At 55.8% G+C, this 24,273-nt stretch carries 27 protein-coding genes; 12 read left to right on the top strand and 15 right to left on the bottom strand.

Annotation, left to right across the window (positions count from 1 at the left end):
- Positions 1-92: 92 nt before the first annotated feature.
- The 10 genes from ACR0DT_RS01775 to ACR0DT_RS01730 all read right to left on the bottom strand — a co-directional run bounded on the left by ACR0DT_RS01775 (position 93) and on the right by ACR0DT_RS01730 (position 10,517).
- Positions 93-1,082 (bottom strand): nuclear transport factor 2 family protein, encoded by a 990-nt coding sequence (locus tag ACR0DT_RS01775; RefSeq protein ID WP_480709101.1) that lies wholly within the window; start codon positions 1,080-1,082, stop codon positions 93-95.
- Positions 1,079-2,122: a LacI family DNA-binding transcriptional regulator gene (locus ACR0DT_RS01770; RefSeq protein ID WP_480709100.1), complete on the bottom strand. Its 1,044-nt coding sequence runs from the start codon at positions 2,120-2,122 to the stop codon at positions 1,079-1,081. The genes ACR0DT_RS01775 and ACR0DT_RS01770 overlap by 4 nt, the downstream gene beginning before the upstream one ends.
- On the bottom strand, positions 2,122-2,886 hold the full coding sequence (locus ACR0DT_RS01765) for an SDR family NAD(P)-dependent oxidoreductase (protein WP_480709099.1): 765 nt from the start codon (positions 2,884-2,886) through the stop codon (positions 2,122-2,124). Before ACR0DT_RS01765 ends, ACR0DT_RS01770 begins: the two co-directional genes overlap by 1 nt.
- Positions 2,886-3,938 (bottom strand): ester cyclase, encoded by a 1,053-nt coding sequence (locus ACR0DT_RS01760; protein WP_480709098.1) that lies wholly within the window; start codon positions 3,936-3,938, stop codon positions 2,886-2,888. The genes ACR0DT_RS01765 and ACR0DT_RS01760 overlap by 1 nt, the downstream gene beginning before the upstream one ends.
- A complete protein-coding gene (gene hisD, locus ACR0DT_RS01755; RefSeq protein WP_480709097.1) occupies positions 3,935-5,266 on the bottom strand; it encodes a histidinol dehydrogenase in 1,332 nt (443 codons plus the stop codon). Before hisD ends, ACR0DT_RS01760 begins: the two co-directional genes overlap by 4 nt.
- An 11-nt stretch (positions 5,267-5,277) precedes the next feature.
- The gene (locus ACR0DT_RS01750) at positions 5,278-5,808 is read right to left on the bottom strand and encodes an ester cyclase (RefSeq protein ID WP_480709096.1); all 531 of its coding nucleotides are present in this window, start codon (positions 5,806-5,808) and stop codon (positions 5,278-5,280) included.
- 128 nt (positions 5,809-5,936) lie between these two features.
- Positions 5,937-7,091, bottom strand: a complete 1,155-nt coding sequence (locus ACR0DT_RS01745) for a carbohydrate ABC transporter permease (RefSeq protein ID WP_480709095.1) — start codon at positions 7,089-7,091, stop codon at positions 5,937-5,939.
- A 1-nt stretch (position 7,092) separates the two neighbouring features.
- Positions 7,093-8,115 carry a carbohydrate ABC transporter permease gene (locus ACR0DT_RS01740; protein WP_480709094.1) on the bottom strand — a complete coding sequence of 341 codons (1,023 nt, stop codon included), beginning with the start codon at positions 8,113-8,115 and terminating at the stop codon, positions 7,093-7,095.
- Between the two features lie 68 nt (positions 8,116-8,183).
- Positions 8,184-9,395, bottom strand: coding sequence for an ABC transporter substrate-binding protein (locus tag ACR0DT_RS01735; protein WP_480709093.1), 1,212 nt, complete (start codon positions 9,393-9,395; stop codon positions 8,184-8,186).
- A 48-nt stretch (positions 9,396-9,443) separates the two neighbouring features.
- Entirely contained in the window at positions 9,444-10,517 is a 1,074-nt protein-coding gene (locus ACR0DT_RS01730; protein WP_480709092.1) for an ABC transporter ATP-binding protein, read from the bottom strand.
- Positions 10,518-10,681: 164 nt separating this feature from the next.
- Here ACR0DT_RS01730 and ACR0DT_RS01725 point away from each other — a divergent pair, with 164 nt between their 5' ends.
- The 5 genes from ACR0DT_RS01725 (at position 10,682) to ACR0DT_RS01705 (ending at position 15,475) form a co-directional block, all read left to right on the top strand.
- Positions 10,682-11,683, top strand: a complete 1,002-nt coding sequence (locus ACR0DT_RS01725; RefSeq protein WP_480709091.1) for an ester cyclase — start codon at positions 10,682-10,684, stop codon at positions 11,681-11,683.
- On the top strand, positions 11,680-12,549 hold the full coding sequence (locus tag ACR0DT_RS01720) for an amidohydrolase family protein (protein WP_480709090.1): 870 nt from the start codon (positions 11,680-11,682) through the stop codon (positions 12,547-12,549). The genes ACR0DT_RS01725 and ACR0DT_RS01720 overlap by 4 nt, the downstream gene beginning before the upstream one ends.
- Before the next feature lie 304 nt (positions 12,550-12,853).
- A complete protein-coding gene (locus ACR0DT_RS01715; RefSeq protein WP_480709089.1) occupies positions 12,854-13,345 on the top strand; it encodes a hypothetical protein in 492 nt (163 codons plus the stop codon).
- 216 nt (positions 13,346-13,561) lie between these two features.
- Entirely contained in the window at positions 13,562-14,590 is a 1,029-nt protein-coding gene (locus ACR0DT_RS01710; protein WP_480709088.1) for an alcohol dehydrogenase catalytic domain-containing protein, read from the top strand.
- A 243-nt stretch (positions 14,591-14,833) separates the two neighbouring features.
- Positions 14,834-15,475 (top strand): YrbL family protein, encoded by a 642-nt coding sequence (locus ACR0DT_RS01705; RefSeq protein WP_480709087.1) that lies wholly within the window; start codon positions 14,834-14,836, stop codon positions 15,473-15,475.
- 103 nt (positions 15,476-15,578) lie between these two features.
- On the opposite strand, the gene rpsI is transcribed toward ACR0DT_RS01705, so the two are convergent.
- Together rpsI and rplM are read right to left on the bottom strand one after the other, a co-directional pair.
- Positions 15,579-16,064, bottom strand: coding sequence for a 30S ribosomal protein S9 (rpsI, locus tag ACR0DT_RS01700; RefSeq protein ID WP_010440030.1), 486 nt, complete (start codon positions 16,062-16,064; stop codon positions 15,579-15,581).
- 6 nt (positions 16,065-16,070) lie between these two features.
- Positions 16,071-16,529 (bottom strand): 50S ribosomal protein L13, encoded by a 459-nt coding sequence (rplM, locus tag ACR0DT_RS01695; RefSeq protein WP_039536983.1) that lies wholly within the window; start codon positions 16,527-16,529, stop codon positions 16,071-16,073.
- A 238-nt stretch (positions 16,530-16,767) separates the two neighbouring features.
- On the opposite strand from rplM, the gene ACR0DT_RS01690 reads away from it, so the two are divergent.
- The gene (locus ACR0DT_RS01690; protein ID WP_480709086.1) at positions 16,768-17,130 is read left to right on the top strand and encodes a nuclear transport factor 2 family protein; all 363 of its coding nucleotides are present in this window, start codon (positions 16,768-16,770) and stop codon (positions 17,128-17,130) included.
- 4 nt (positions 17,131-17,134) lie between these two features.
- Here ACR0DT_RS01690 and ACR0DT_RS01685 read toward each other — a convergent pair whose 3' ends face one another.
- A complete protein-coding gene (locus tag ACR0DT_RS01685; protein ID WP_480709085.1) occupies positions 17,135-18,538 on the bottom strand; it encodes an aminotransferase-like domain-containing protein in 1,404 nt (467 codons plus the stop codon).
- A 98-nt stretch (positions 18,539-18,636) separates the two neighbouring features.
- On the opposite strand from ACR0DT_RS01685, the gene ACR0DT_RS01680 reads away from it, so the two are divergent.
- The gene (locus ACR0DT_RS01680) at positions 18,637-18,864 is read left to right on the top strand and encodes a DUF1127 domain-containing protein (protein ID WP_058281326.1); all 228 of its coding nucleotides are present in this window, start codon (positions 18,637-18,639) and stop codon (positions 18,862-18,864) included.
- 56 nt (positions 18,865-18,920) lie between these two features.
- On the opposite strand, the gene ACR0DT_RS01675 is transcribed toward ACR0DT_RS01680, so the two are convergent.
- A complete protein-coding gene (locus ACR0DT_RS01675; protein WP_480709084.1) occupies positions 18,921-19,364 on the bottom strand; it encodes a PaaI family thioesterase in 444 nt (147 codons plus the stop codon).
- 58 nt (positions 19,365-19,422) lie between these two features.
- Between ACR0DT_RS01675 and ACR0DT_RS01670 the strand changes: the two genes are divergently transcribed.
- The 4 genes from ACR0DT_RS01670 to gluQRS all read left to right on the top strand — a co-directional run bounded on the left by ACR0DT_RS01670 (position 19,423) and on the right by gluQRS (position 23,331).
- On the top strand, positions 19,423-20,208 hold the full coding sequence (locus ACR0DT_RS01670) for an enoyl-CoA hydratase (protein WP_480709083.1): 786 nt from the start codon (positions 19,423-19,425) through the stop codon (positions 20,206-20,208).
- Positions 20,209-20,460: 252 nt separating this feature from the next.
- Complete coding sequence (gene trmFO / locus ACR0DT_RS01665; RefSeq protein WP_480709082.1) at positions 20,461-21,801, top strand: methylenetetrahydrofolate--tRNA-(uracil(54)-C(5))-methyltransferase (FADH(2)-oxidizing) TrmFO; 1,341 nt, start codon at positions 20,461-20,463, stop codon at positions 21,799-21,801.
- A gap of 37 nt (positions 21,802-21,838) precedes the next feature.
- Positions 21,839-22,453, top strand: coding sequence for a class I SAM-dependent DNA methyltransferase (locus ACR0DT_RS01660; RefSeq protein WP_480709081.1), 615 nt, complete (start codon positions 21,839-21,841; stop codon positions 22,451-22,453).
- Positions 22,450-23,331, top strand: a complete 882-nt coding sequence (gene gluQRS / locus ACR0DT_RS01655; protein ID WP_480709080.1) for a tRNA glutamyl-Q(34) synthetase GluQRS — start codon at positions 22,450-22,452, stop codon at positions 23,329-23,331. Before ACR0DT_RS01660 ends, gluQRS begins: the two co-directional genes overlap by 4 nt.
- Positions 23,332-23,336: 5 nt before the next feature.
- Here gluQRS and hisI read toward each other — a convergent pair whose 3' ends face one another.
- A complete protein-coding gene (hisI, locus tag ACR0DT_RS01650; protein ID WP_480709079.1) occupies positions 23,337-23,726 on the bottom strand; it encodes a phosphoribosyl-AMP cyclohydrolase in 390 nt (129 codons plus the stop codon).
- Positions 23,727-23,774: 48 nt separating this feature from the next.
- Between hisI and ACR0DT_RS01645 the strand changes: the two genes are divergently transcribed.
- On the top strand, positions 23,775-24,227 hold the full coding sequence (locus ACR0DT_RS01645) for an iron-sulfur cluster assembly scaffold protein (protein ID WP_480709078.1): 453 nt from the start codon (positions 23,775-23,777) through the stop codon (positions 24,225-24,227).
- Positions 24,228-24,273: the final 46 nt, after the last annotated feature.

The raw sequence follows: 24,273 nt of genomic DNA, 5'->3' as shown, positions 1-24,273 counted from the left end.
CGCAGGCTTTGACGGAACATGTGGAACCGTCGGCTAGCCCCGGTTTCATGCAGACCATCCACAAGTATACGATATCTGACCGGGTGAACCACTCAGCCCTCGCCGCCTTGCAAAAGGATCTGTTTCCAGACCGACGTTTCATCGAACAATGTATATTCGCGGCGCAGTTGCGGGTGACCGCCAATCAGCGCACCGAACTCGGCGTGGCTGATGCCAAGGACATACACCTGTGCACCCGTTGGTGCGCCAAACACGCCCCAGCCGTCATGTTTGCCCCACAGACTCCAGCGGATCGCGGCGCGGGGTGGCATATCCGGATCGTCTCGCCCGATCTGATGCTCGATCTTGAATTCTGCATTCGGGAAACTCGCGCGCAGACCCATCCAGAAACGGTCAACCGCATCCCAGCCATGACCAGTCACGCCGCCCACATATTCTGATTGAACAGCACGGTCATATTCTGCCTCAATTGCACCCATATCAGCTTTCATGATCCGGGCCAGAATGTCAGCATAGCGCTGCCCCCACTCATTGTCGTTCCCGAGGCTCTTATACGGTCCCGGCTGATCGATTTCGGGTGTCAGGGGTTTGACGCATTTTTCGGGGCCGCCTTCGCGGGCAATCAAATCAGTGGCGTATTCCTTGGGGTCCCATCCCATCTGACGGACGATGGCGCCCTGATCGCGAATGAGCCATTCGTCGTTTATTTGATTGTTGATGGCATGGCAGTCGGCCAGAATTCGATAGCGCAGTTTTGTACCTGTTGGTTTGCCATAAACACCCTCGGCCAAATGTGTAGCGGTCGAAATGATGCGGTGCGAACTCAACATTCCTTCTTCCGGCGTTCCTGACCAGATCACATCCTCGCCCAGCAATTGGCGATCCGGAAACTCTGCCAGCGTCGCCATTGTTGCGCCGATCACGTTCTGATTGCCCAGCACCACTGAACCGGGCGAGCGCACGACGATATCCTCGCTGTAATAGTCGTGCAGGGTCGCGATACCTCGGTCTTCCCAGATCTCTTTGGTGATGCCGATGATATAGTCGGGGAAGTCCCTGAACTTGGGATCAAAGCCTTTCATGTTTTCATCCTTTGCGGCGTCCAGCCTTTGGGCAGCCGTGCCGATGTGCGCACGATCAGAGGCCCATCAATCGCGACCTTGCGTGCCGTAGCGGCTGTCGGGTTTTCAATATGGTCCAACAAAGCGTCAACGGTCTCGGTAACCATGAGGTTGGCGCGCTGACGAATGGTGGTAAGGTTATAGGCAAGCCAAGCTGCCTGCGGGACGTCATCATATCCAACAACTGAAACGTCTTCGGGTACACGCAATCCCAGCTCGAATCGGATAACGTCCATGACGACAAGAGCCATGTGGTCATTGGCGACGAACACCGCGTCGGGCCGTTTCTCGGGTTCGACATCGAACATACGACGTGCCGCCATGCGCGCGTTCTCGGTGTGAAACTCTCCGACTTCATGAGCGTACAAATCCTGGCCCACATCACTCAGAGCTGCCCGGAAGCCAGCTTCGCGGTCCCGCTGAGTTGATGCACCTTGCCACCCAGCGATATAGGCAATGCGGCTGTGACCCGCTGCGATAAGGAATTCGGCCACCTTGCGACCGCCCGCATAATTGTCGGACGTGACGGACGTGATCCCGTCAATGTCCTGACTACGGTTGAACAGCACCACCGGCACACCGGCCTGTTGGCAACGCGTTGCGATATCGGACGACATCGCGACCGAGGCCATTATGACGCCATCAACTTGATAATCGAGGATTTCCTCCATCACGTCGTCAATATTTCCGGCCGTTCTGGAGGCCATGAAGATCAGGACGTGATAGCCCTGCTCCTGCAACTCGTTCGACAACTTCTCGATTGCTTCGGGGTAAAAATAGTTGTCCAGATAGGCGACCACCAAACCGATGATGCGGCTTTTGCCGGACACCATTGCGCGCGCCAAAACATTGGGGCGGTAGCCTAATTCAGTAGCGGCTTTCCGAACTTTCTCTTCTGTCTTCTTGCTGACCGAAGCCCCAGGCGTGAAGACCCGGCTAACTGCGGATTGGCTGACCCCTGCAAGTTGGGCAACCTGGAGTGATGTTACCTTCTCAGCCATCAGTCTGCCGTCCAACCTCCGTCAATTAACATCGCAGTGCCCGTGACTAGTGCCGAGGCGTCCGAGGCGAGGTAGCGGACCGCGCCCATTATGTCCTCGACCTCTCCTACCCGATCCAGCTTGATCTTTTCCATTATCCAAGCGGCGCGTTCGGGATTGTCAAAGGTGGATTGCGTCAAAGGCGTTCGAATGAACGTCGGGCAGACAGTATTGATCCGGATTCCCTGTTTGCCCCATTCGATGGCCATTGATTTGACCATCCCCTCCAGACCGTGTTTCGTCGCACAATAAAGCGCCCGGTCGACTCCGCCGACATGTCCCATCTGGCTGGAGATGTGGATGATCGAGCCAGGCTTGTCGGCCTCGATCAAAGCGCGGGCTGCATAGGCCGAAAGAAAATACGCCGATCGTAGATTGACGCTGGTGACAACATCGAAATCCTCTGGCGTTGTTTCTATTGCAGCGCTGTGCCGTGCGACTCCGGCCGAATTCACCACAACATCAAAGCTGCGCGTCAAGAACAGCTGTTCCAACGCGCCCAGATCGCCCTGATCCAACACAAGAGCTTCGGCTGACCAACCTTGCCCCTTCAAAGCAGCGACGGTGTCGTTCAATCGGTCCACACCTCGGGCCGCACAGACGACATGTGCGCCTGCCTCGGCCAAAGCCACCGCACTCCCCTGCCCGATGCCTGAGGAAGCTCCGGTAACGAGCGCAGTTTTTCCATTGAGGGAAAACGAAGGGGTGCGTGGCAGTTCCGTCATCAGCTCATTCCATCCGGTGTTTCAATGCGACCCATATTTCGGGCCTTGTTGAATTCCCGCAGACGAGCAAAGACGTCAACGCCAAGCTGCCGGTAAGCGTCCAGCAAATCGACCAGAACCCAGTTCTCCCGGATGCGTCCGTTTTCCAGCCGCCAAAAATCGAGGCTACGCATGGTGATTTTCCTGCCCGAGGGCGCGATCCCCAGCCAACCGTCATGAGTCACGGTCTGGATCATATTGGGCCAGCCAGTCACGGCCGCGTATTCGCCATCACCAAAAAAGTGATAGGTAATCTCGTCCACGTATTGCCCCCGATCCGGCATCCCGTTGAGGAACGGGATCTGGTGCCAGTTTCGAAAGCCTGCATATCCGCGCCCGGTGCCGATGCCCGAAGGACCGTACCAATTCATGCGTGGATGCCAGAAACGCTCCATCTCCATTACTTCAGGACCACCCAGGGACGGATGTTTTTTCAAGTGCTCAAGCATGTCTATAATATGCTGGCAGGTCGCCTTGCCCTTGGCCGCGTCATATGGGCCAGGCACGAAACCGTCTTGCGTGGTCGGTCCAGGCACATGCCATTCGCGTCCCAGGCTAGGGACCATCGGCCAGGCAGCTGCCTGCATCATCACCTCGGGGATATCCCAAAGCGCCTGCATTTCAACGACTTTGCCGTCCTCGAACCGATAGAATTCGTGGAACCGCATGGTCGCCTGATGCCCAGTGGGTGGAATATCCAGCCAAGGGCCGGTGAAAGTACCCGTGTAGTAGCCCCCGCATCCGACCCAATCCGCACCGTCTTCGTCTGGCCCAGCCATGACGATGTAATCGCGGCGCTCCAGATCAGGCCAGGCGCCCAACAGGTCCTTGAAGGCACAGTCATAAAACGCATCGCTGCCGATAATGTCTCCGAAGGGATGGCAAAGGTGGAACACTGTGTCTTGAGTCGTCGTCTCGGCCAGCGCCTTTCGGACACCGGCCTCGGAAAAGTCATACATTGCGGCCCTGAGCGGAGCGATCAGGGCCTTGTGCCAGGTGTGCGGGTCATTCATTCAGCAGCATCCCGATACGGCGCAGGTTCACCATAGGGCACATTGATGCCGCCATATCGACGCACACGAACGTTGCATTGTTCGGCATGACCAACGAAGCCTTCCAGCATACACAGACGCGAACCGTATTCACCGATTAGCGTCGCGGCCTCATCAGTCAGAACTTTTTGATAACTATGGGTTTTCAAGTACTTCCCTACCCAAAGTCCACCTGTGTAACGACCGGCTTTCTTGGTTGGCAGCGTGTGGTTGGTACCAATCACCTTATCGCCATTCGAAACGTTGGTGCGCGGGCCAAGGAACAGAGCGCCGTAGCAGGTCATGTTCTCGAGGAACCAGTCGTCGCGATCTGTCATTACCTGAACATGCTCTGACGCAATGTCATCGGCGACCTGCAGCATCTCGTCATAGGTGTCGCAGACGATTACCTCGCCATATTCGTCCCACGACACTTTCGCGGTGCCTGCTGTGGGTAGGATACCGAGCAGACGGTCGACCTCGGCCAAGGTGTCCTCGGCCAGTTTGCGAGAGTTGGTCAGCAGCACGCAGGGGCTGTTGTAACCGTGCTCAGCCTGGCCCAGCAAGTCGGTAGCGCAAAGCTCCGCATCTGCCGCAGACTCGTCAGCAATAACCATCGTCTCGGTCGGACCGGCGAATAGATCGATGCCGACGCGGCCGAACAGTTGCCGTTTGGCCTCGGCCACAAAGGCATTGCCGGGGCCGACCAGCATGTGTACCGGGTCAATGGTCTCGGTTCCCAGCGCCATCGCGCCGATGGCCTGAATACCGCCCATAACGTAAATCTCATGCGCGCCACCCAGATGCATCGCGGCAATCACCGCCGCATTGGGCTTGCCATTGAACGGAGGCGTACAGGCAATGATCCGGGGTACGCCCGCCACCGAGGCCGTAGCCACCGACATATGGGCCGAGGCCACCATCGGAAACTTACCGCCAGGTACGTAGCAACCCACCGACTGCACGGGGATGTTTTTGTGGCCAAGGATGACACCAGGCAGGGTCTCAACCTCGATATCCAGCATTGAATCACGTTGTGCCTGTGCAAAGTTTCGAACCTGCTCCTGCGCGAACTTGATATCGGCCAGCTCGCGTTCGGTTAGTTGTCCGATCAAGTCATCGATTTCCTGCTGGCTCAGACGGAAGGAAGGCGGCGAGTAGTTGTCGAACTTTTCGCTAAGCTCTCGTACTGCGGCATCGCCACGGGTTTCAATATCTTTAAGGGTTGCTTCGACAACGGCGCGGGTTTTGGCGTCGTCTTCGGCCCGGTCAGCATCAGATTTACCGCGTTTAAGATACTCGATTGTCATGTTTCCAAACCTCAGTTTTCAGGCCGGGGCGCGACTTTTTCACCCCGGTCAAAGGCTTCCCAGCCTTCGCCGTTGAACAGATCGACGCCCAGCTGCGCCGCGACATGCGCGAAATCAACGTTCACCCAGTTGTCGACGATCTTGCCATCGACCACTTTCCAGAAATCCATATAGCGGATCTCGACCCGTTTTCCGGTGGGCGCAATACCCAGAAATTCGCCCGAATGGGTCGCTTCCTGACGGCCAAAAGCTGCCGCCCACTCGCCCATATATAGGCGCGCCTCATCGATGCAGGTCTTGTCCGAAAACGCCGCCTGAAACGGGCGCTGCCAGTTGTCCTGAAACTCTTTCAACCCGGTCTTGGTGCCGCAGCCCTGATTGCCCATCCAGCGAAAGCCCTGGGCAAAGAACTCACCAATATCATCAATTCGGTGGTCGTTCAGACCATCCACCATGGTTTCAATCACACGGCGTGTCTCATCCGTTTTGCTGAGATCCGTGTCGCGGGTCAGAACCGCTTGTTCGGGGCGAGAACCTTTCATGTCTCATGTCCTTTCAGATTGCTTGGGGAAGAGTTTGGGGACAGTTCCCCCAAGGCTCAGAAAATCCCTCGGCATTCTGTTCAGCGCCGGGTGGCGCGACATGGCGTTATGTCGGGCGTTTTTGCTCATTAGCCTTTAACCGCCCCTGCTGTCAGACCGCTGACGATCTGGCGCTGGAAGATGAGAACAAGGAAGATCAACGGCGCGGTAATCGACACAGCGGCGGCTACAGCAACCACCTGGTCGGTTGTTGTCGTCTCGCGGTTGAACATGCCGACGATGGCCGGAACCATGGTCTGGTTCTGCGCGTCCAGCAGCAACGAAGTGACAAGAATATCGTTGTAAGCCAGCAAGAAGCTGAACAACCCGGTGGTAATTACCCCCGGCCACATCACCGGCATAATCACACGGCGGAAAGCCTGGAAGTGATTGCAGCCGTCGACGCGGGCGGCTTCATCCAGCTCGGCCGGGATGTTCTGGAAGAACGACCGCAGCATCCAGATCGTGAACGGCTGGTTGATCGCCACCAGCACCGCGATCACGGCGAAAGGTTTGCCATAGAGTGTCGGTGCATTTTCGCCCAGGATCGGGGCCAGCCATTCGGACGAGCTGATGAAGACCGGCAGATAGCTGGCCACCAGCGCCGAGGGCGGCAGCGCGCGGAAGATCAGTGCAACGATCAGCAGCCAGAAAGCCAGATTTGACCCCGACCGGGCCAGACCGTATCCCGCCAACGTCCCGACCGACAGCGACAGGACAACAACCCCCGTGGTCACGATCAACGAGTTCTTGAAATTGTTTGAGAAACCCCGGTCGATCCAGACTGTCTTGTAGTGTTCGGTCGTCAGACCCAGTATGTCCCGCCCAAGTGGACCAAAGAGTGGATTCAGAACGCTCAGAATGGCGGGCAGGATAACAAAAAACACGACTAGAAAGCCCACTGCGGCGGCCAGAATACCGATCACCCAGCCAAACCATTCCTGCCCTTCCTTGGAATAAGTTTTGACCATTGTTGGCATTTTCTTGAATGCCACAGCAATAGTGGCCCAGATCACCGCTATTCCGAGGATTATGTCCAAAAGCGAAAGCCCGTTGCCGTTGGACAGTGTCGCTGGCCCGAAGATCACGTTGAGGGCGTTGCTGTCAAAGGCATCGACCGGGGATTTGAAGCTCATCACCGTAATCCAGAAGATCGGGAAGATTGCAACAAGGCACCAGAAGGCCAGGAAGATGTTTGAGGTCAGCCGAAGACTGAGCGGTTGGCGAAGCGCGCGCGAGGACATGTTAGTGACCTCCTTTGTGATCGCGCCAAGTCCGGCGCAGCGGGAAGATAAGCAGGATGGCAATTCCGATCATGGTCAGCATGGCGCTGGCCGAGGCCCGGCTGATCGAGCGGTTGCCGGCCTGATCCGGAACCAGGAAGTCATAAGTCAGCCATTGCAGCGAGATGACATAGCCCTGGCTTGCGAAACCGACGATCTCTTCGAACACCCGATAGCTGTCCATTAGGTGAATCATCGATACGAAGATGATCAGCGGCATCAGGTGGGGGATGACGATAAATTTCATCCGTTGCCAGCGGGTCGCGCCGTCGATCACCGCACTTTCCAGGCTGTCCTGATTGACCGTTTGCAGACCGGCATAGAACACGATGGCGGCAAAGGGCGCGACGTGCCAAACGCGGTAGAGCATCATCAGGATTTCAATGGTCCAGGCCTGCGCAAACAGGGCAATGTCCCGGTTCAGCCACCATTCCAACAACGCAGTCAGGATACCGTCACCGCGGAAAAGCCAGTTGACCGACAGAACCCCGATCACAGGGGTTATGATAAAGGGCAACAACGAGATGAAGATCACCGGCCCTCGGATCGCATGTGCGGCGTTGTTGATCATAACCGCAATCCCCAACCCGCAGACGATGACCAAAGGCAAAGTGATCAGCGTAAAAGTTAGGGTAAACCGAAGCGCTTTCCAGAAGTTGATGGTGGACAGCACGTTCCAGTTGCCATCACTGATCGCGCGCCAGGCCCGTTCAGGCTCCAATACATTGCGATAGCTTTCCCACCCCACATACTGTGTTTGGGTGATGACCTTGCCATCCTCACCCAGCTTTGGTTGCGAGACAGTTTCCGTCACGCAAGTCTGTTCCAGAAAGCCGGGGGTGCAGGTTTCGATCTCGACCGTTTCATACAACGGCTGCGTGACGTAAAAGCTCTGCTTAAACACGCTGACCAGCGGGAACGCGATGAAGAGAAGCATCATAAAGACAGAGGGGCCAACAAAGGCGGCAAATGTCCGGAAATTCATGGCTCTGCCTTTCTCATGGTTCTCAAGGGAAAAGGGAGGGGAGGACCGGAACCCTCCCCCCGGGAGGATCAGTTGTTGATCAGACCCGCTTCTGTAGCAGCGGTCAGATACTCTGCTTCGATATCAGCCAGAGTGGTCTGCGCATCCTTGGCGCCGGTCAGGTAGTCGGCCAGCCCGTTACCCAGCGCGCTGTGCAATACGCCCATCGCTGCGGAGGCAGGATACGCCTTGGCGCCGTTCTGGGCCGAAGCTGCGGCACCAGCGGCCAGATCACCCGGCGTGTAGGCAGGGCTCAGCCAGACGGCTGTATCGTTGTTGGCGCTGACCATGTCACCGTCGATACCTTCCATGACAACGCGGAAAGCGGCATCCGCTTCTTCGTCACTCATGTTCGCGGCCAGAACGACCCCGTCCCACCAAATGGTTGTGGATGGCGCAGCAGCACCCATCGGTGCCGACGCCATGGTCACTTTGCCGACTACCTGGCTCTCGGCCTCGTCATTCATCGCAGCGGCACGGCTAGCCCACAAGTTCGCCATAGCGATCTTACCCTGTTGGAACTGCTGCTGAACGTAGGTCGAGTCAGAAACCAAGTATTCCGGGTCCATGTACTCGGTCATCGCTTTCATGGTCTCAAGCGCTTTGACACCCTGTTCGTTGTTAATCGAAGGCTGATTGCCGTCGCCAAAGAACTCACCACCTTCGCCCATATACATGTTGACGAATTCCTGGGCGAGGTTCCAACCGGTCTTGAAGGTTCCGCCAATCGGGTAGTCCATGACACCCGCTTCCTTGATCTTGGCAGCGGCGGCCAAAACGTCGTCATAGGTCTTGGGCTCTTCGATGCCCAAATCAGCCAGAACGTCGTTGCGATACATCAGGTGTTGCGCGTTGACCATCATAGCAATCGCCATGATCTGACCGTCTACTTTGATCAGCTGGTTCGGAAGCAGGTCCTGACCATACTTCTCAACGAGATCATCCAATGGACGCAGCGACCCCGCGTTCAGCAGGGGGATCATCGTTTCGTTGGCTACGCCACCGATCTGATACAGCGAAGGGTTCGCGGCAAACGCTTCAGGCTGTTTCTCGCGGAATTCCTGGTCCAGCGAAGCGCTGAAATTGCCGCATTCGGCCATTGCGTCAGTTGCGGCCTTCCAGGCCTCAAACCCAGCCGAAAGTGATTTCAGCGGCACGTCGTTTTCAAAGGCGCACTCGGCCCATGCGCCGCCGGCGGCGATGGACATGGCACCTGCCATGAGGATCATCTTGAGTTTCATGCGTTTCTCCCTGTCAGGATCGGTCCGTCGTCGACGTCCGGACCGGTGTTAAGCCCGTTTGGGCTGTTCGTGGGGTTGCTCCCCGATCCGCGCACCGCTTTCAGCTTCAAAGAGGTGACAGATTTCTGTCGGCACCGAGAACGAGACCGGTTCGCCAATTTCAGCGCGGAAGGCTTTGTCCGCTTTGACCGAGACCAGAGCACCACCGACCCGGACCGAGATCATGGTCGCGTCGCCCAGAAGTTCCAGCGTGTAGATCGGCGCGGTAATCTGGCCTTTTCCTTCAGCAAGGCTGGCATCCTCGGCCCTAAAGCCCAGCGTCATTGGGCCGTCCGGCGCATCGACCGGAATTTCGACGTGCTCGGCACGGAACACGCTGCCCGAGACTTCACCATCCATCAGGTTCATCGCGGGCGAGCCGATAAAGCTGGCCACGAATGTATTCGCTGGGCGATCATAGATTTCGGTCGGGCTACCGACCTGCTGTACCACACCCTGTTTCATCACGACGACGCGGTCGGCCAGCGTCATCGCCTCGATCTGGTCATGGGTCACATAAATGGTGGTCACTGCCAGTTCGTGGCTAAGGTTTTTAATCTGCGCCCGGGTCGAAACCCGTAGCTTTGCATCCAGGTTCGACAGCGGTTCATCCATCAGGAACACGTTCGGCTCACGTACAATCGCACGGGCCAGCGCCACACGCTGTCGCTGACCGCCCGACAATTCCGCGGGTTTGCGATGCAGGAAATCGTCCAGTTCGACCATTGCGCTAGCGCGGCGTACTTTGTCGTCATGCGTCGTGGGGTCGATCCCGCGTACTTTTAGAGGAAAGCGGATGTTTTCATAGACGTTCATGTTGGGATAAAGCGCGTAGCTTTGGAATACCATCGCCACGTCGCGGTCCTTGGGCTCCAGGTCGTTGACCACTTTGCCGTCGACCAGGATTTCGCCCTCTGTCACGTCTTCGAGACCGGCAATCATTCGCATCGTCGTAGTCTTGCCGCAGCCCGAAGGGCCAAGCAGCACCAGAAACTCGCGATCCGCAATCGTCAGGTCGAAATTGTGAACCCCAACGAATGAGCCCCATCGTTTGCCGACGTTCCGCAATTGAATTTCCGCCATGGTGCCCCCTGCAAGGAATCATTTTGCATACGTTTGCAAAACTGTAATTCGCATATATCAAATCAGGCAAGACTTTTTTGCATACGCATGCAAAAATGCTACTGATATCCGACTCACACCGGCCCCGCGCCTCTCGTAAAACCCTGACTACAATGGTAAACACCGTGAAATTTCAGACAGAAAAAAAACTGGTTACCGCGTTTCACACCGCCTTGGAATCCGCGACAGAGCAAGAATCACCCAAGGTCGTGAGCCAATTCTGCGTTCCGAACCTGAAGTGGCGCGGTTTTCATCCATTTGGCGAAATCAATGGCGCCGAACAGGTTGCGCAGCAATTCTGGCGACCGCTAAAATGCAGCCTTACCCACATGCAGAACCGTGTGGATATCTTGTTTGCGGGGCAAAACTCACTGAGCGACGGGGCTGACGTTTGGGTCGTGTCCATGGGGCATCTGATGGGGCTGTTCGATCGACCGTGGTTAGGCATTCGACCAACCGGTAAGTTGGCTTTCCTTCGATATTGTGCGTTCTACAAAGTTGTAGGTGAAAGGATTGTCGAAACTGCAATGTACTTCGACATACCTCATCTGATGGTTCAAGCCGGACAGAACCCATTTCCTCCACAAACGGCTGTGCATCTCGTGCAACCTGGTCCAATGCCGCATGACGGCCTGCTGTTGAACGAACAACCGGTTGAAGAAGGCAAGAAGACACTGGCGGTCATCAATGCAATGATCTCGGATCTTGGTCAATGGGACAGTGGAGTGTCGCTTGAGGATGAATTGGCTCGAACCTGGCACCAAGACATGATCTGGTGGGGACCCGAGGGTATCGGCGCGACCTATACGATAGAACGCTATGCCAAGCAGCACTCTGGACCGTTCCGCGCGACTTTCAAAGACAGATCCAAGACCAAACATATATGCCGTCTGGCCGAAGGGCACTATGGCGGCTTCTTTGGCTGGCCCAACTTTACGGCTACTCCATCGGGAGGGTTCATGGGTATGCCTGCCACTGACAAACCCGGCGAGTTTAGGGTGATCGACATCTATCGCCGCGCTGGCGACAAACTGGCGGAAAACTGGATATTCATCGACTTGCTCCACTTCTGGAAGGGGCAAGGAGTTGATATTCTGGCACGCACCACGGGGATCGAAACACCATGAAGATAGATGCACATCACCACCTGTGGGATCTCTCTGCGGTGAACTACCCCTGGCTCATGGAGAAAGGCATCGTTCGATTTTTTGGCGACCCGGCTTCAATACAGCGGGACTATTTGCTGCCGGAATTTCGCGCAGATGCCGAGGCCATGGGCTTCGGGGCTTCGGTACACATTCAAGTCGGCGCTGCTGACCCTTGGGCCGAAGCTCAGTGGGTGCAATCCGTGGCGGATCAGTTCCCTGATTGGCCGTTGGTGCAAGTGGCCTTCTGCGATCTGACCTCTGACGATCTGGACGAACAACTTGACCGTCTTCAAACCCTGCCTTCGGTACGCGGCGTTCGTCAGATTGTTGGCCGTGCCCCGGGCGAAGATGCCTCAACTGGCACGAACTCGTTGCTTAAAGACCCAATGTTCTTAGCTGGCCTGGAGCGACTGGGCACTCGCGGCTTTTCCTTTGATCTTCAATTGCTGCCGGAGTTAATGGGTCAAGCCGCTGATGTTCTCGCGCAAACTCCGGATACCCAGATAGCACTGTGTCACGCAGGTTCGCCACACGACCGGACACCGCAAGGTTTACGACGGTGGGCACAGGAATTAACTGCATTGTCGAGCCTGCCGCAGGTCTATTGCAAGCTCTCCGGGCTCGGAATGTTCGACCACAACTGGAGCACTGACAGCGTCGCGCCTATCGTTTCGACCTGCTTGTCCCAGTTTGGCGCCGATCGCTGCATGTTCGGATCGAATTTCCCGGTCGATAGCCTCACTTCAACTTACAAGGAAGTTGTTTCCCGACACCAGGAACTCGTCCCGAGCTCAAACCATGAAGACGTGTTCTATGGCACATCAAAACGCTTTTATCGCGTTTAACCGCGTAGAAACACACAACTCAAAGGTCTTTGGTTCCATTTCAAAACAATCTCTTTGCAGTCGCGGCGAAAGGCAGAATCCCGCCCAATTTGTGCCGAGATAGCCTTGAAATCGGTCGAAACCCGAACGTCGGACTATTGAAAAAAGCATTCAATTGCGCGGCGGCGTGATATTGCCGCCCGCCACCAGTGCATAGGCATAGCCTGGCTCAATCCACGGATTTGAAAAGAATTTCCGGGATTTCCCCTTTGAAATCCGTTAACTTTAACCCATCTCGGCGACACATTTTCCAAAGGAGAGAGACATGTCGCGTACTATCATATTGGCCGTGGTGATCATTGCCGCTGGCGCTGGAATCTATTTTTACACGACGCAACCCGATCCCACACCTGCCGAACAATTGCAATCGGCGGCAGAAGACGCTTCTGACGCGGTCAATGAAGCCGCCAGTTCGGTGACTGAGCAAGCCAACGAAGCTGCTTCGTCCATTGCGGAACAGGCCTCGGACGCTGCGGATCAAGCGGGCGAAACAGCCACAGATCTGGCCAATCAAGCCGGTGATCAGGTTGCCGCATTGGCGAGCCAGGGGCAGGATTTGCTGAATTCGTGGATTGAAGACGGCGCGCTAACCCTTGAAAATTTCGACTATGACACGATGGTCGCTTCAGTTCAGGAAAGCGATCTTGCGCAGAACCTAAAATCACAAGCCATTCAAATCCTGGACGAGATCAAGGCTTCGCCTGAAACGATCGCGACAAAGTTCCAGGAACTCCGCGACTTGCTGTCGGGACAGTGAACTCGGCGGGCTACCCTAGTCGGGTGGCCCGTCCTTTTTGGCGTTACGCTCGTTCCATCCACGTCATTTATTATGTCGATTGACGCACTGCATCCCATTTGATTGGCTTTTGCCCAAGGGGAAGCTAACCCAATTCAGCAACTGTTATTCTAAGGTTGCGGATAATGGTTGTGTTCCAAAGATGATTTTTGATCCGTTCAAGCGGGAGGAACGACCTTGACCACCCTGCCCCCGACTATGTTTGCGACCGTTTTGACTCACGGCGGATATTCCGGTGAGGCTTCCGGGCCCTATATCGATGACGCCGGGGAATGGCTGGCAGAGACTGAACTGCCTGTGCCAGAACCCGGCCCCGGACAAGTTTTGATTAAGCTGCGCGCCGCGTCGGTCAATCCGTCTGATATCCACTTTATCAAGGGCGAATATGGGCAGCCGCGCGTCAAAGGGGCTCCAGCCGGATTCGAAGGTTGCGGCGACATAGTCGTAACCGGTAGTGGTGCCGAAGCATTGCAGGGTCAACGCGTCGCCTTTGTCACTGCAGGTTCTGGTGCATGGGCCGAATACGTTCTAGCCCCGGCCCTGATGTGCATTCCTCTGCGCCCCGAAATTTCAGACGAAGACGGAGCAGCCCAGATTGTAAATCCGCTGACCGCCATGGCGATGGTCGATATTGCACGCCAAGCCGGGGAAGCATTTGTTGTTTCGGCCGCCACCAGCCAGCTGGGTAAGCTTATGTGCGGTCTTGGCCGTGATTTTGGTCTGAAGCCTATCGCTCTGGTTAGGCGATCCGAAGCAGTGAGCATGCTAGAGGATATCGGCGCAGCCGAAGTGTTGACGACAACCGACCCGAACGTGGTGCAAACATTTCAAAAGATAAGTAAAGATATGAAACCTCGCATTTTTCTGGATGCCGTGATCGACCAACTCTCTGAGCAAATTTTCTGCGCCATGCCCAACCGGGCGCGCTGGATTTGTTATGGTAAGCTTAGTGCCGAACTACCAACCCTTACGCAGACAGGTCAGCTAATCTTTATGGGTAAACAGATCGAAGGGTTCTGGCTGACCAATTGGATTTCAAATACTCAGCTAGCAGATCAGGCGCGGATTGTGAGCGAGGTTCAGGCCCGTTTTGCTGACGGGCGCTGGAAAACGGACATTTCAGAGAAAGTGGCGTTGAGGAACGTAGTAGAAAATCTGGCCAAGGCCCTGAATAAGAGCGACGGAAAGGTAATCATCACGCCCTAACGGACCGACACCTTGCCGCTGATCATCAGGCTGGCGCGTTTTTTGTCGATATAGCAAGTGGCACACTGAAGCAGCCATGCGAGAAATAATGTTTTTTATCAGCTTCTTATTTGAGATATTTCAACCTTTTGAGTGCGGGAAAGCTAGTTTGCTTTCATGCAAAAAGTAGGCGCCGACTCTGCTTGCGTCATCACAAAATTGTTATAATTTCCCGGCATGACAAGTGCTCGAATCGGAAACCTGTTGAAATTGAAAGACTCTGAGGTGATTGCTCAGGGTAACCGTCAATTTGTTTACCAGCATCCCGACGAGCCGAATACGCTTTTAAAAGTACCGCAGCCACACACCACAGATGGCGGGGCCAACCTAAAGACAGACACGTGGTTTGATCGGAACTTTCGGCGCTCCACGGTTTACAAAGGGTTCCTGCGAGAGTTTCACGAGTCCTTTGACCTTATGGTTCGCTACCAAAACAGGAATGAACCCATCCCAGTTTGCGAGGTTCGCGGCGTAGTACAGACCGATATCGGCCTTGCTCTTGTTTATGAACGAATTTCCGAACCCGATGGTCAGTTGTCGCCCAGTCTAAAGGAACTGGTCAAAAGTGGACGCCTTACGCAACATCATTTGACGTCGTTGAACGAGCATTTCGATATGCTGATCGAAGAGCAAGTCCTCATCAGCAACAAAAACGTCGGAAATATTGTTTATCAGACATTATCCGACGGGTCAGGTCGGTGGGTTTGGATCGACAGTTTCGGATGTAAACAGATAATTCCTGTGCGCCGCTGGTTTCAATTTTTGAACAGGCGCAAGATCAATCAGATCAGGGATAGGTTCGTAGGTGTCGCAAAAAATGCCTTGCATCAGACGGCAGCGCCTTAAAGTCGACCAATAACTTATGATCTTGCTATTGGGCAAATACCGACAATCCGAAAGAAAACGGTCGCAATTTCTTGCGACCGTCTGAATTCGTAGTCCGCAGCGATTAACGCTTCGAGAACTGGAACGAACGACGCGCTTTGCGCTTACCGTATTTCTTACGTTCCACAACCCGGCTGTCGCGGGTCAGGAAGCCAGCGGCTTTCAGAGCGCCACGCAGGTTCGGGTCGTATAGTTGCAGGGCTTTCGAGATGCCGTGCTTGACCGCACCGGCCTGACCGGTCAGGCCACCGCCTTTGACGGTTGCGACAACGTCGAACTCACCTTCAACACCAGCAACCTGGAACGGCTGGCGCAGGATCAGCTGCAGAACCGGACGCGCAAAGTACTTGTCCTGGTCTTTGCCGTTCACGGTGACCTTGCCGGAGCCCGGCTTGATCCAAACGCGGGCAACAGCGTCTTTACGCTTGCCGGTGGCGTACGAGCGGCCCAGCTCGTCACGTACGGGTTCACGCACGATGACTTCTTCGGCCACGGTTTCAACGCCTGCGACGGCGCTCAGCTCTTCGAGAGTATTGATCTGATCAGCCATCGGTCATTAGCTCCGGGTGTTTTTCTTGTTCATGGACTTAACGTCCAGAACTTCGGGGGCCTGGGCTTCGTGCGGGTGCTCGGCACCGGCGTAAACGCGCAGGTTGGTCATTTGCTGACGCGCCAGACGGTTGCCCGGCAGCATACGCTTGACCGCTTGGGTCACGACGCGTTCGGGGTGTGCGCCCTCGAGGATCTGCTGCTTGGTGCGCGACTTGATGCCGCCTGGGTGGCCAGTGTGCCAGTAGAAGTTCTCTTCGCGCTTCTTGCCGGTCATCTGGATTTTGTCAGCGTTGATCACGATGACGTTGTCGCCCATGTCCATGTTCGGGGTGAACGACGCTTTGTGCTTGCCACGCAGGCGCATGGCGACGATCGAGGCAAGACGGCCCAGAACAACGCCCTCGGCGTCGATCAGGATCCATTTCTTGTCGATGTCTGCAGGTGTTGCAGAAAAGGTTTTCATGGCAGGATAGTCCTGTTTGATGTGAAAGACCGCCCCAAGTCAGAGCGGTCCGAATTCGATGGAGCGTATTTAGAGGCCCCTGTAGCTCACGTCAACAACACTAAAATCTTTTAAATTGTGCAATATCAATAACTTAAAAAATAGGTATTATTTTACCCCACAATCGAAACCCTTTACGACTGCCCCACCCGGCCCGCTATACTGTTTAATAAGATCCGATTAAAGGAACGCAGACATTATGGAGTGGCAACAAACCATCGCTGACTATGGTGCATCCTGGCAAGAGACGGACCCTGAGAGGCGCCTATTACTTCTGACAAACTGCTTTGCGGAAAACGGACGTTACGTTGACCCAACCGCAGATGTGAACGGTCGCGCGAACCTGTGCGATCATATTGGCCAGGTTCTGAAAAGTTCTGATGGCCGCGTTGAGCTGACAAGCAAACCGTCCAACCATCACGATGTCGTCCATTTCACTTGGCACATGATCGGCCCGGATGGTGGTGTCGTTGTATCAGGTCATGATTTTATTCGTTTAAATGCCGACGGTAAAATCGCCTATTTGGCTGGCTTCTTTGGTGATCCGGCCCCGCTGAACTGAAGGATCAGACACTGATCTGTTCGGGCGGATTGTCCAGCAAACGCCGCAACCGCTGCATCGCATCCTCAAACCGTTCCAGTGACACATGCCCGTTCATGGCGATGCGCACCGCATTTGGGGCTCGCCCGTCCCGCAGGGCGAACTCATCGGCAGACCGGAGTTGTATCCCTTCCCGCTCAGCCGCGCGACTGAAGGCTGCAGCGCGCCAGCCTGAGGGCAGGTTCAGCCAGACAAAGGGCACATCCGGCGCCCAGTTCAAATCGAACCCGCCCAGAGCATTCACAGCAACCCGGACGTATTCACCCATTCGAACCCTCACATCTCTTGCAATCTGCAGCGTGCGGGGATCAGACAGCAGCAACCGGGTCAGTTCAGCCAGCGGTTGCGCCAATCCGAAATACCCATATTCCGCGGAACGCCGCAGGTCCACGCTGCGCTCGCGTGGTGCAATGGCAAATCCAACACGCAATGCTGGTGTCAGCGTTTTTGAGATCGAAGACACATGCCAGCCCCGCTCAGGCGCCAATGCCCGAAAGCTGGGTTCACGGGCGTCGCCCATGCGATAGCAATCGTCCTCGATGATTTGCAGGTCAAAGCGCCGGGCCACTTCAACAATCTCCTTACGGCGCTCCAGCGGAGTATGCGCACCGGTCGGATTCTGCACTTCAGGCGAAACGCAGATGGCTTGCGCCGGTGTCTGCCGCAAGACGTGCTCCATCGCAGACGGGTCGACACCCCACTTGTCCATTTTCACGCCAACAACATCGGCGCGCATCAACTCTCCGGCTCGGCGGAACCCGGCATACGAGAGGTCCTCGACCAGAACGACTGGCTTTGGCCCGCGCAGGATCGTTTGGAACACAAGGCACAGGCCATTCTGGCCCCCGTGTGTCAGTACAATATCGTCATGCGACAGCGCGCCCAAAGGCAGGTCAGAAAGCCAATCCACCACGGCCTGCCGCATCGGTTGATATGCATCCCGTGTAGGGTAGTTCAAAAACAGGCCCGGATCCGCTTGGGCAACCTTCTGTAGGCACTCCCGGATCAACGTGACCTGCCCTACATCCGCCAATCGCGGGCTGAACAGGCTGACATTGGCGTTGTACTTATCGTCTTGCAAATGCAATTGCCGGGCCCAGACGTCGTCCAGAATTGGCGATTTGGGTGGGGCGACGAATGTACCACGCCCAACCTCGGCATTTAGCAGCCCCTCATCCGTCAGAATCGTGTAAGCCCGCGCAACGGTACCCGGTGTGATTTGTAACCGATACGCCAACTCCCGCACCGGAGGCAGCTTCGTTCCGACCTCCAGCAATTTGTTATCAATAGCTTTTCTGATTGTGTCAGCGACCAGGGTATATTTTGGACCCTTGGATTTGGGTAGTGATTCAGGCCAAATTGTATCCATTACAATTCTTCCTTTGATTTTGACACAATCCAGAATGTATCAAGCACATATACCGAACACTTTAACTTTGTGTCAATACAATTTGAAAGGATACCCTGATGACACGCTCAATGCACAACCCCGCCCTCATGCTGCTGAACGACAGCCCCCGGCTGCCGCTGATCGCCGCGCTGGCCGTGCGGTTTGCGGCGACGGTCACGAAATGGGAACGTCAACGCCGCAGTCGAGTCAATCTGTCCAAGCTGGATGACAGGCTTCTGAAGGATGTTGGCCTGACAAGGTATCAGGCACGTCAAGAATTCACCCGCCCATTCTGGCAGGGCTGAAATTTCCCCAGTCCCTTGATGGGACCTCTTCCTGGCCGGGCTCTGCCCGGCCTTTTTTAACCGAAAGCCGCTGCGGCCGACCCTTTGGGCGGCAGCGAGTAGGTCATAGTGGCGCGCGCGGCGGGTTTATCTGACCCCTCGGAATACATAAGCACATCCCCAACAGCCAGACTACGACCCATTTTCAACAGCCGACAATGGGCAATCATGTCCTTGCCGCCTTCGGGTTTCCGTAGAAAATCCAGGGAACTGTTGGTGGTAACAGCCAGAGATTGCCGCCCCTTACTCGCTAGGATCATCGCATAGACGCTCACATCCGCCAGGCCAAACATTGATGGCCCGGAAACTGTACCACCCGGGCGCAGATGCCGGTCTTCGACAACCAGACGCATCACGATCGAATCCTCGTCCAGCGCTTCCACAACGAAATCCCGATGCACCTGCGGGAAGATTTGCCTTAGGTATTCCATCAGGTCTTCCCGGCTCATGACCAATGACATGCTTCCCCTCCTCGATTTGCCGACCTAGAGTTGGCCCAACATCGCAACGGAGGGCAAGATGGCAATTCTGGAACGTAACGACACAGGTGCAATTGCAACGCTGAAAATGAACGCGCCCGATCGTCTAAATGCTCTCAGCGACGAGATGCTGACCGCCCTTCAATCAGAGTTTGATAGTCTGAGCGATGATAACTCGATCCGGGCGGTGATCTTGCGTGGCGAAGGCAAGGCGTTTTGCGCCGGCCACGATCTGAAACAGATGACAGCAGGTCGTCAGGCAGAAGATGGTGGCAAAGCCTATTTTCAGGACCTGTTCGCCAGATGCGCACAAATGATGCTGTCGATCCGATCCCTGCCCCAACCGGTCATCGCACAAGTTCACGGTATTGCAACTGCTGCAGGGTGCCAACTGGTTGCCACCTCCGATCTTGCCGTCGCGGCTGAAGGCACGCGTTTTGGCGTGAACGGCGTTAATATCGGTTTGTTCTGCTCGACACCGATGGTTGCCCTCAGCCGCAACATCCCCCGCAAGCGCGCATTCGAGATGCTGACAACCGGCAGCTTTATTTCGGCAGAGACTGCGGCTGAGCTAGGACTGATCAATCGCGTCGTCCCTGAAATGCTGTTGGAACATGAAACCGCGACGCTTGCTGAACAGCTTGCTACCAAGCTGGGATCGGCCGTGAAGATCGGCAAACAGGCCTTCTACAGACAGTTGGAAATGCCCATTGAGCAGGCCTATGACTATACCGGAAACGTAATGGCACAGAATATGCTGCACCGGGATACCGAGGAAGGCATATCCGCTTTTATTGAGAAAAGGCCGCCAAACTGGCAACAATAAGGCGATTATTGTCAACAATTTTTAGGATTGTTCGTAATTTTGCACTTCCCAAAAGGGCGACACTGTGGCAATGCTGGGACAGGGCTATGGCTCTGGATACACTTTTGGGTCGCCGTGGGCGGAAGGTCCCTCCAAGCTGGTTTCTCTCACCAGCGTCGACATTCCCGCAGCGGCGACCCCAAAATTCCCCTAATTTCCTAATCCACGCAGCCTGTGTTGCGTTGTGCGGTGCTCTGCCCTATGTGGCAGCGCATGACACAAAAACTGCATATCGTGGGCGGCGGCATGGCCGGGTCCGAGGCTGCCTGGCAGGCAGCGGAAATGGGCGTGGATGTGGTGATCCACGAAATGCGGCCCAAAGTGGGCACCTTTGCGCATCAGACCGGCAATCTGGCCGAAATGGTGTGCTCGAACTCATTCCGCTCGGATGACGATGAACAGAACGCTGTTGGTCTGCTACATTGGGAAATGCGCGCCGCGAACGGCCTGATCATGACAACTGCTGACGCACACCGCCTGCCCGCTGGTGGTGCGTTGGCTGTGGACCGCGACCCTTTTGCCGAGGCAGTCACCGCCAAACTGCAGGACCATCCGCGCGTCCAAGTAACCGGGGAAGAGGTCACTACCCTGCCCGACGACGGCCATTGGATCTTTGCCACCGGCCCTTTGACGTCCGCATCCTTGGGCGAGGCCATTCGCACCGAAACTGGTGCCGAGTCGCTGGCCTTTTTCGATGCCATTGCACCTATCGTCTACGCAGATAGCATCGACATGAGCAAAGCCTGGATGCAATCGCGCTATGACAAGGGCGAGACCGAGGAGGAGCGCACTGCTTACCTAAATTGCCCGATGGACCGTGATCAGTATGAGGCCTTCATCGATGCCCTGCTGGCCGCTGACAAGACCGAGTTTCACGAAGGCGAAACCGCAGGCTATTTCGATGGTTGCCTGCCGATCGAGGTGATGTCGGAACGCGGGCGCGAGACGCTGCGCCATGGCCCGATGAAACCAGTCGGTCTGACTAACCCTCACCAGCCGGACGTCAAACCTCATGCCGTCGTTCAACTGCGCCGCGACAATGCGCTTGGCACGCTGTTCAATATTGTCGGTTTTCAAACTAAGATGAAGTACGGAGCGCAAACCGACGTATTCCGCAGGATCCCCGGATTGGAAAACGCCAGCTTTGCGCGGTTGGGTGGTATTCACCGCAATACGTTCATCAACTCTCCGACTTTGCTTGATGCACAGATGCGGTTGAAATCGAAACCGAATATCCGTTTTGCCGGGCAGATCACCGGGGTTGAGGGCTATGTCGAAAGCGCGGCCATGGGTCTGCTGGCCGGTCGTTTGGCCGCAGCCGAAATTCTGGGCCATACCCTTCCCGAGGTCCCTCAGGACAGCGCCATGGGTGCCTTGATTCACCACATCACCGGCGGGGCCGAGGCCAAGACTTTCCAGCCGATGAACGTCAATTTTGGCCTGTTCCGCCCCGTTGACGGGTTAAAAGGCGGGCGGCGTGGCCGCAAGGATCGCTACAAGGCCTATACAGATCGTGCCAAGGCCGACTGGACCAACTGGCTGGCGCAGTGTTGACTGGACGCCTCGGGTCTGCGCGGCGTATCATCAGGTTATGAGCGATAAGTACCTCAAAGACACTTATAATCTAGATACACCCCAGGACACGCACGCGCATTATCAGAAATGGGCGTCATCCTACGATGCTGAAGTTGGTGCACATGGCTACGCCACCCCCGGGCGGGTGGCAGAAGCGTTGTGGTCAAAGCTGCCCGAGCCGCAAACTCCGATCTTGGACTATGGCTGTGGCACCGGCTTGTCCGGCGTCGCCCTGCGTGCTGCGGGTTTTGAAGTGATTGACGGCGTTGATCCAACCCCAAAGATGCTGGAAGGTGCCGCGGCGAAGGGTATCTACCGTAAGCTTTCTACTTTTGAGATCACCGACCCGGACCCATTGGACCAAGGAGCTTACAAAGCCATCACCGCCATCGGTGTCATAGGTGTTGGCGCGGCACCGCCCGAAGTCTTCGACATGTTGATGCACGCCCTTCCTAAAGGTGGACTTCTTGGATTTTCCTTTAACGATCATGCGCTTGAGGACGTTTCTTACACCTCTCGTTTAAATGACTGGCTGGATATGGGTGCCGCGCGATTGCTGTTTCGTGAATACGGCCCGCACCTACCGGGCATGGACCTTAAGTCAGACGTATATATTGTTGAAAAAGCGTGATATTTAAAACTCGATTTGCGCCTTCACCCACCGGTCCGTTGCATCTGGGTCATTCGTATTCAGCGATGCTGGCCAATGATCTTGCCTCCTCTGAAAACGGTCAGTTCTTGTTGAGGATCGAGGATATCGATCTGTCTCGATCTCGGCCCCATTGGGAAGAACAGATCTATGACGATCTTCAGTGGCTGGGATTGCGTTGGCCTGAACCTGTCATGCGTCAATCTGAGCGGCTGGAGGTATATGACAAAGCTCTGGACGACCTGTGGGCGCGTGGTCTGCTTTACCCTTGCACCTGCAACCGCCAGGATATCGCCGCCGCGGCCAGTGCTCCGCAGGAAGGAGCACCGTTACACGGGCCGGACGGGATCATTTACCCCGGAACTTGCCGAGACAAAAATCGAGACGCGTCACGCCCCTCGGACATCCCCCTGAGATTAAATATGGCTGTTGCTGGCCGCTTACTAGCGGTCTCAGACCGGCCTGATGCAAAAGTAGGCGCGTTTCACGAAACTGGCGCAGGACCAAACGGTGAAACGGGCACCATTCCGTTTTCACTGGGTGAGTTAACGGACACGATTGGCGACGTTGTCTTGTCACGCCGCGATATGGGGACGTCCTATCACCTGTCGGTGGTGTTGGATGACGCCGCACAGGGCATCACCCATGTTATACGCGGTCAGGACCTATTCGAAGCGACCCGTATTCATGTCGTGCTGCAGGCTCTGCTGGGTTTGCCGACGCCACAATACCTCCACCACCGCCTGATCCGCGACGAAGCCGGCAAACGTCTGGCCAAGCGTGACGATGCGCGCGCGATCTCGAAATACCGGGCCGAGGGGGCCTCGCCAGCAGATATCCGGGCGATGGTCGAGCTTTGATCGTGTCACTCCATGGGTGACATCAGCTCAACCTCGTCGCCATCGCGCACAGCAGTATAGAAACATGTGCGGCGGTTCGTGTGGCAGGCCGCACCGGTTTGGCGCACCAGAACCAGCAAACAATCGCGGTCGCAATCAAAGCGGAATTCCACCAACTCCTGCACGTGCCCCGAGGTTTCGCCCTTGATCCAGAACGACTGTCGCGACCGTGACCAGTAAGTGACGCGCCCGGTTTCCAGCGTTTTTTCAATAGATTGAACATTCATCCAAGCCATCATCAACACCTCGCCCGAACTTGCATCCTGGGCGATGGCCGGGATCAGTCCGACCTCGTTAAATTTCAGAGACGACGGATCAAACGCGACAGTGGTAGACATGAGAAAAACCTTTTGCATCCCGGTAGATGCTCACTATGTATGGGGAACAGACAACGAGGGAAAGCCATGTCCGGCGAGAACGACCTGATCAAGCTCTATTCCGGCCGCATTCTGGCGCTGGCTGCGGATATTCCGCATCTGGATCGGCTTGAGAATCCTGATGCCACGGTGAAAAAACGCTCACCCCTATGCGGGTCGACCGTAACTGTGGATGTGAAGATGCAGGATGGCAAGATCTCGGATTTCGGGCAGGACGTGAAAGCCTGTGCATTAGGGCAGGCTTCGGCCTCGGTCGTGGGCAGCGCCATCATCGGGGCGACACGGGCGCAGGTGGAAACCGCGCGTGATCAATTGGCGGCGATGCTGAAGAAAGACGGCCCGGCCCCGGATGCTCCCTTTGACGGGCTCGAAGTGCTGATCCCCGCTCGGGATTACAAGAATCGCCACGCGTCGATCCTTTTGGCGCTGGAGGCCACGGCTGAAGCGATGCGGCAGGCTGAACAGGCTAACTGCGCATAACAATGGAATTTTTGCGGGCAATCCGGTTTAATCACCCCGCATGATG

The sequence above is a fragment of the Ruegeria sp. BI11 genome (assembly GCF_056538005.1).
Note: the sequence above shows the minus strand (reverse complement) of the source record. Positions and strands in the feature narration are given on the sequence as shown.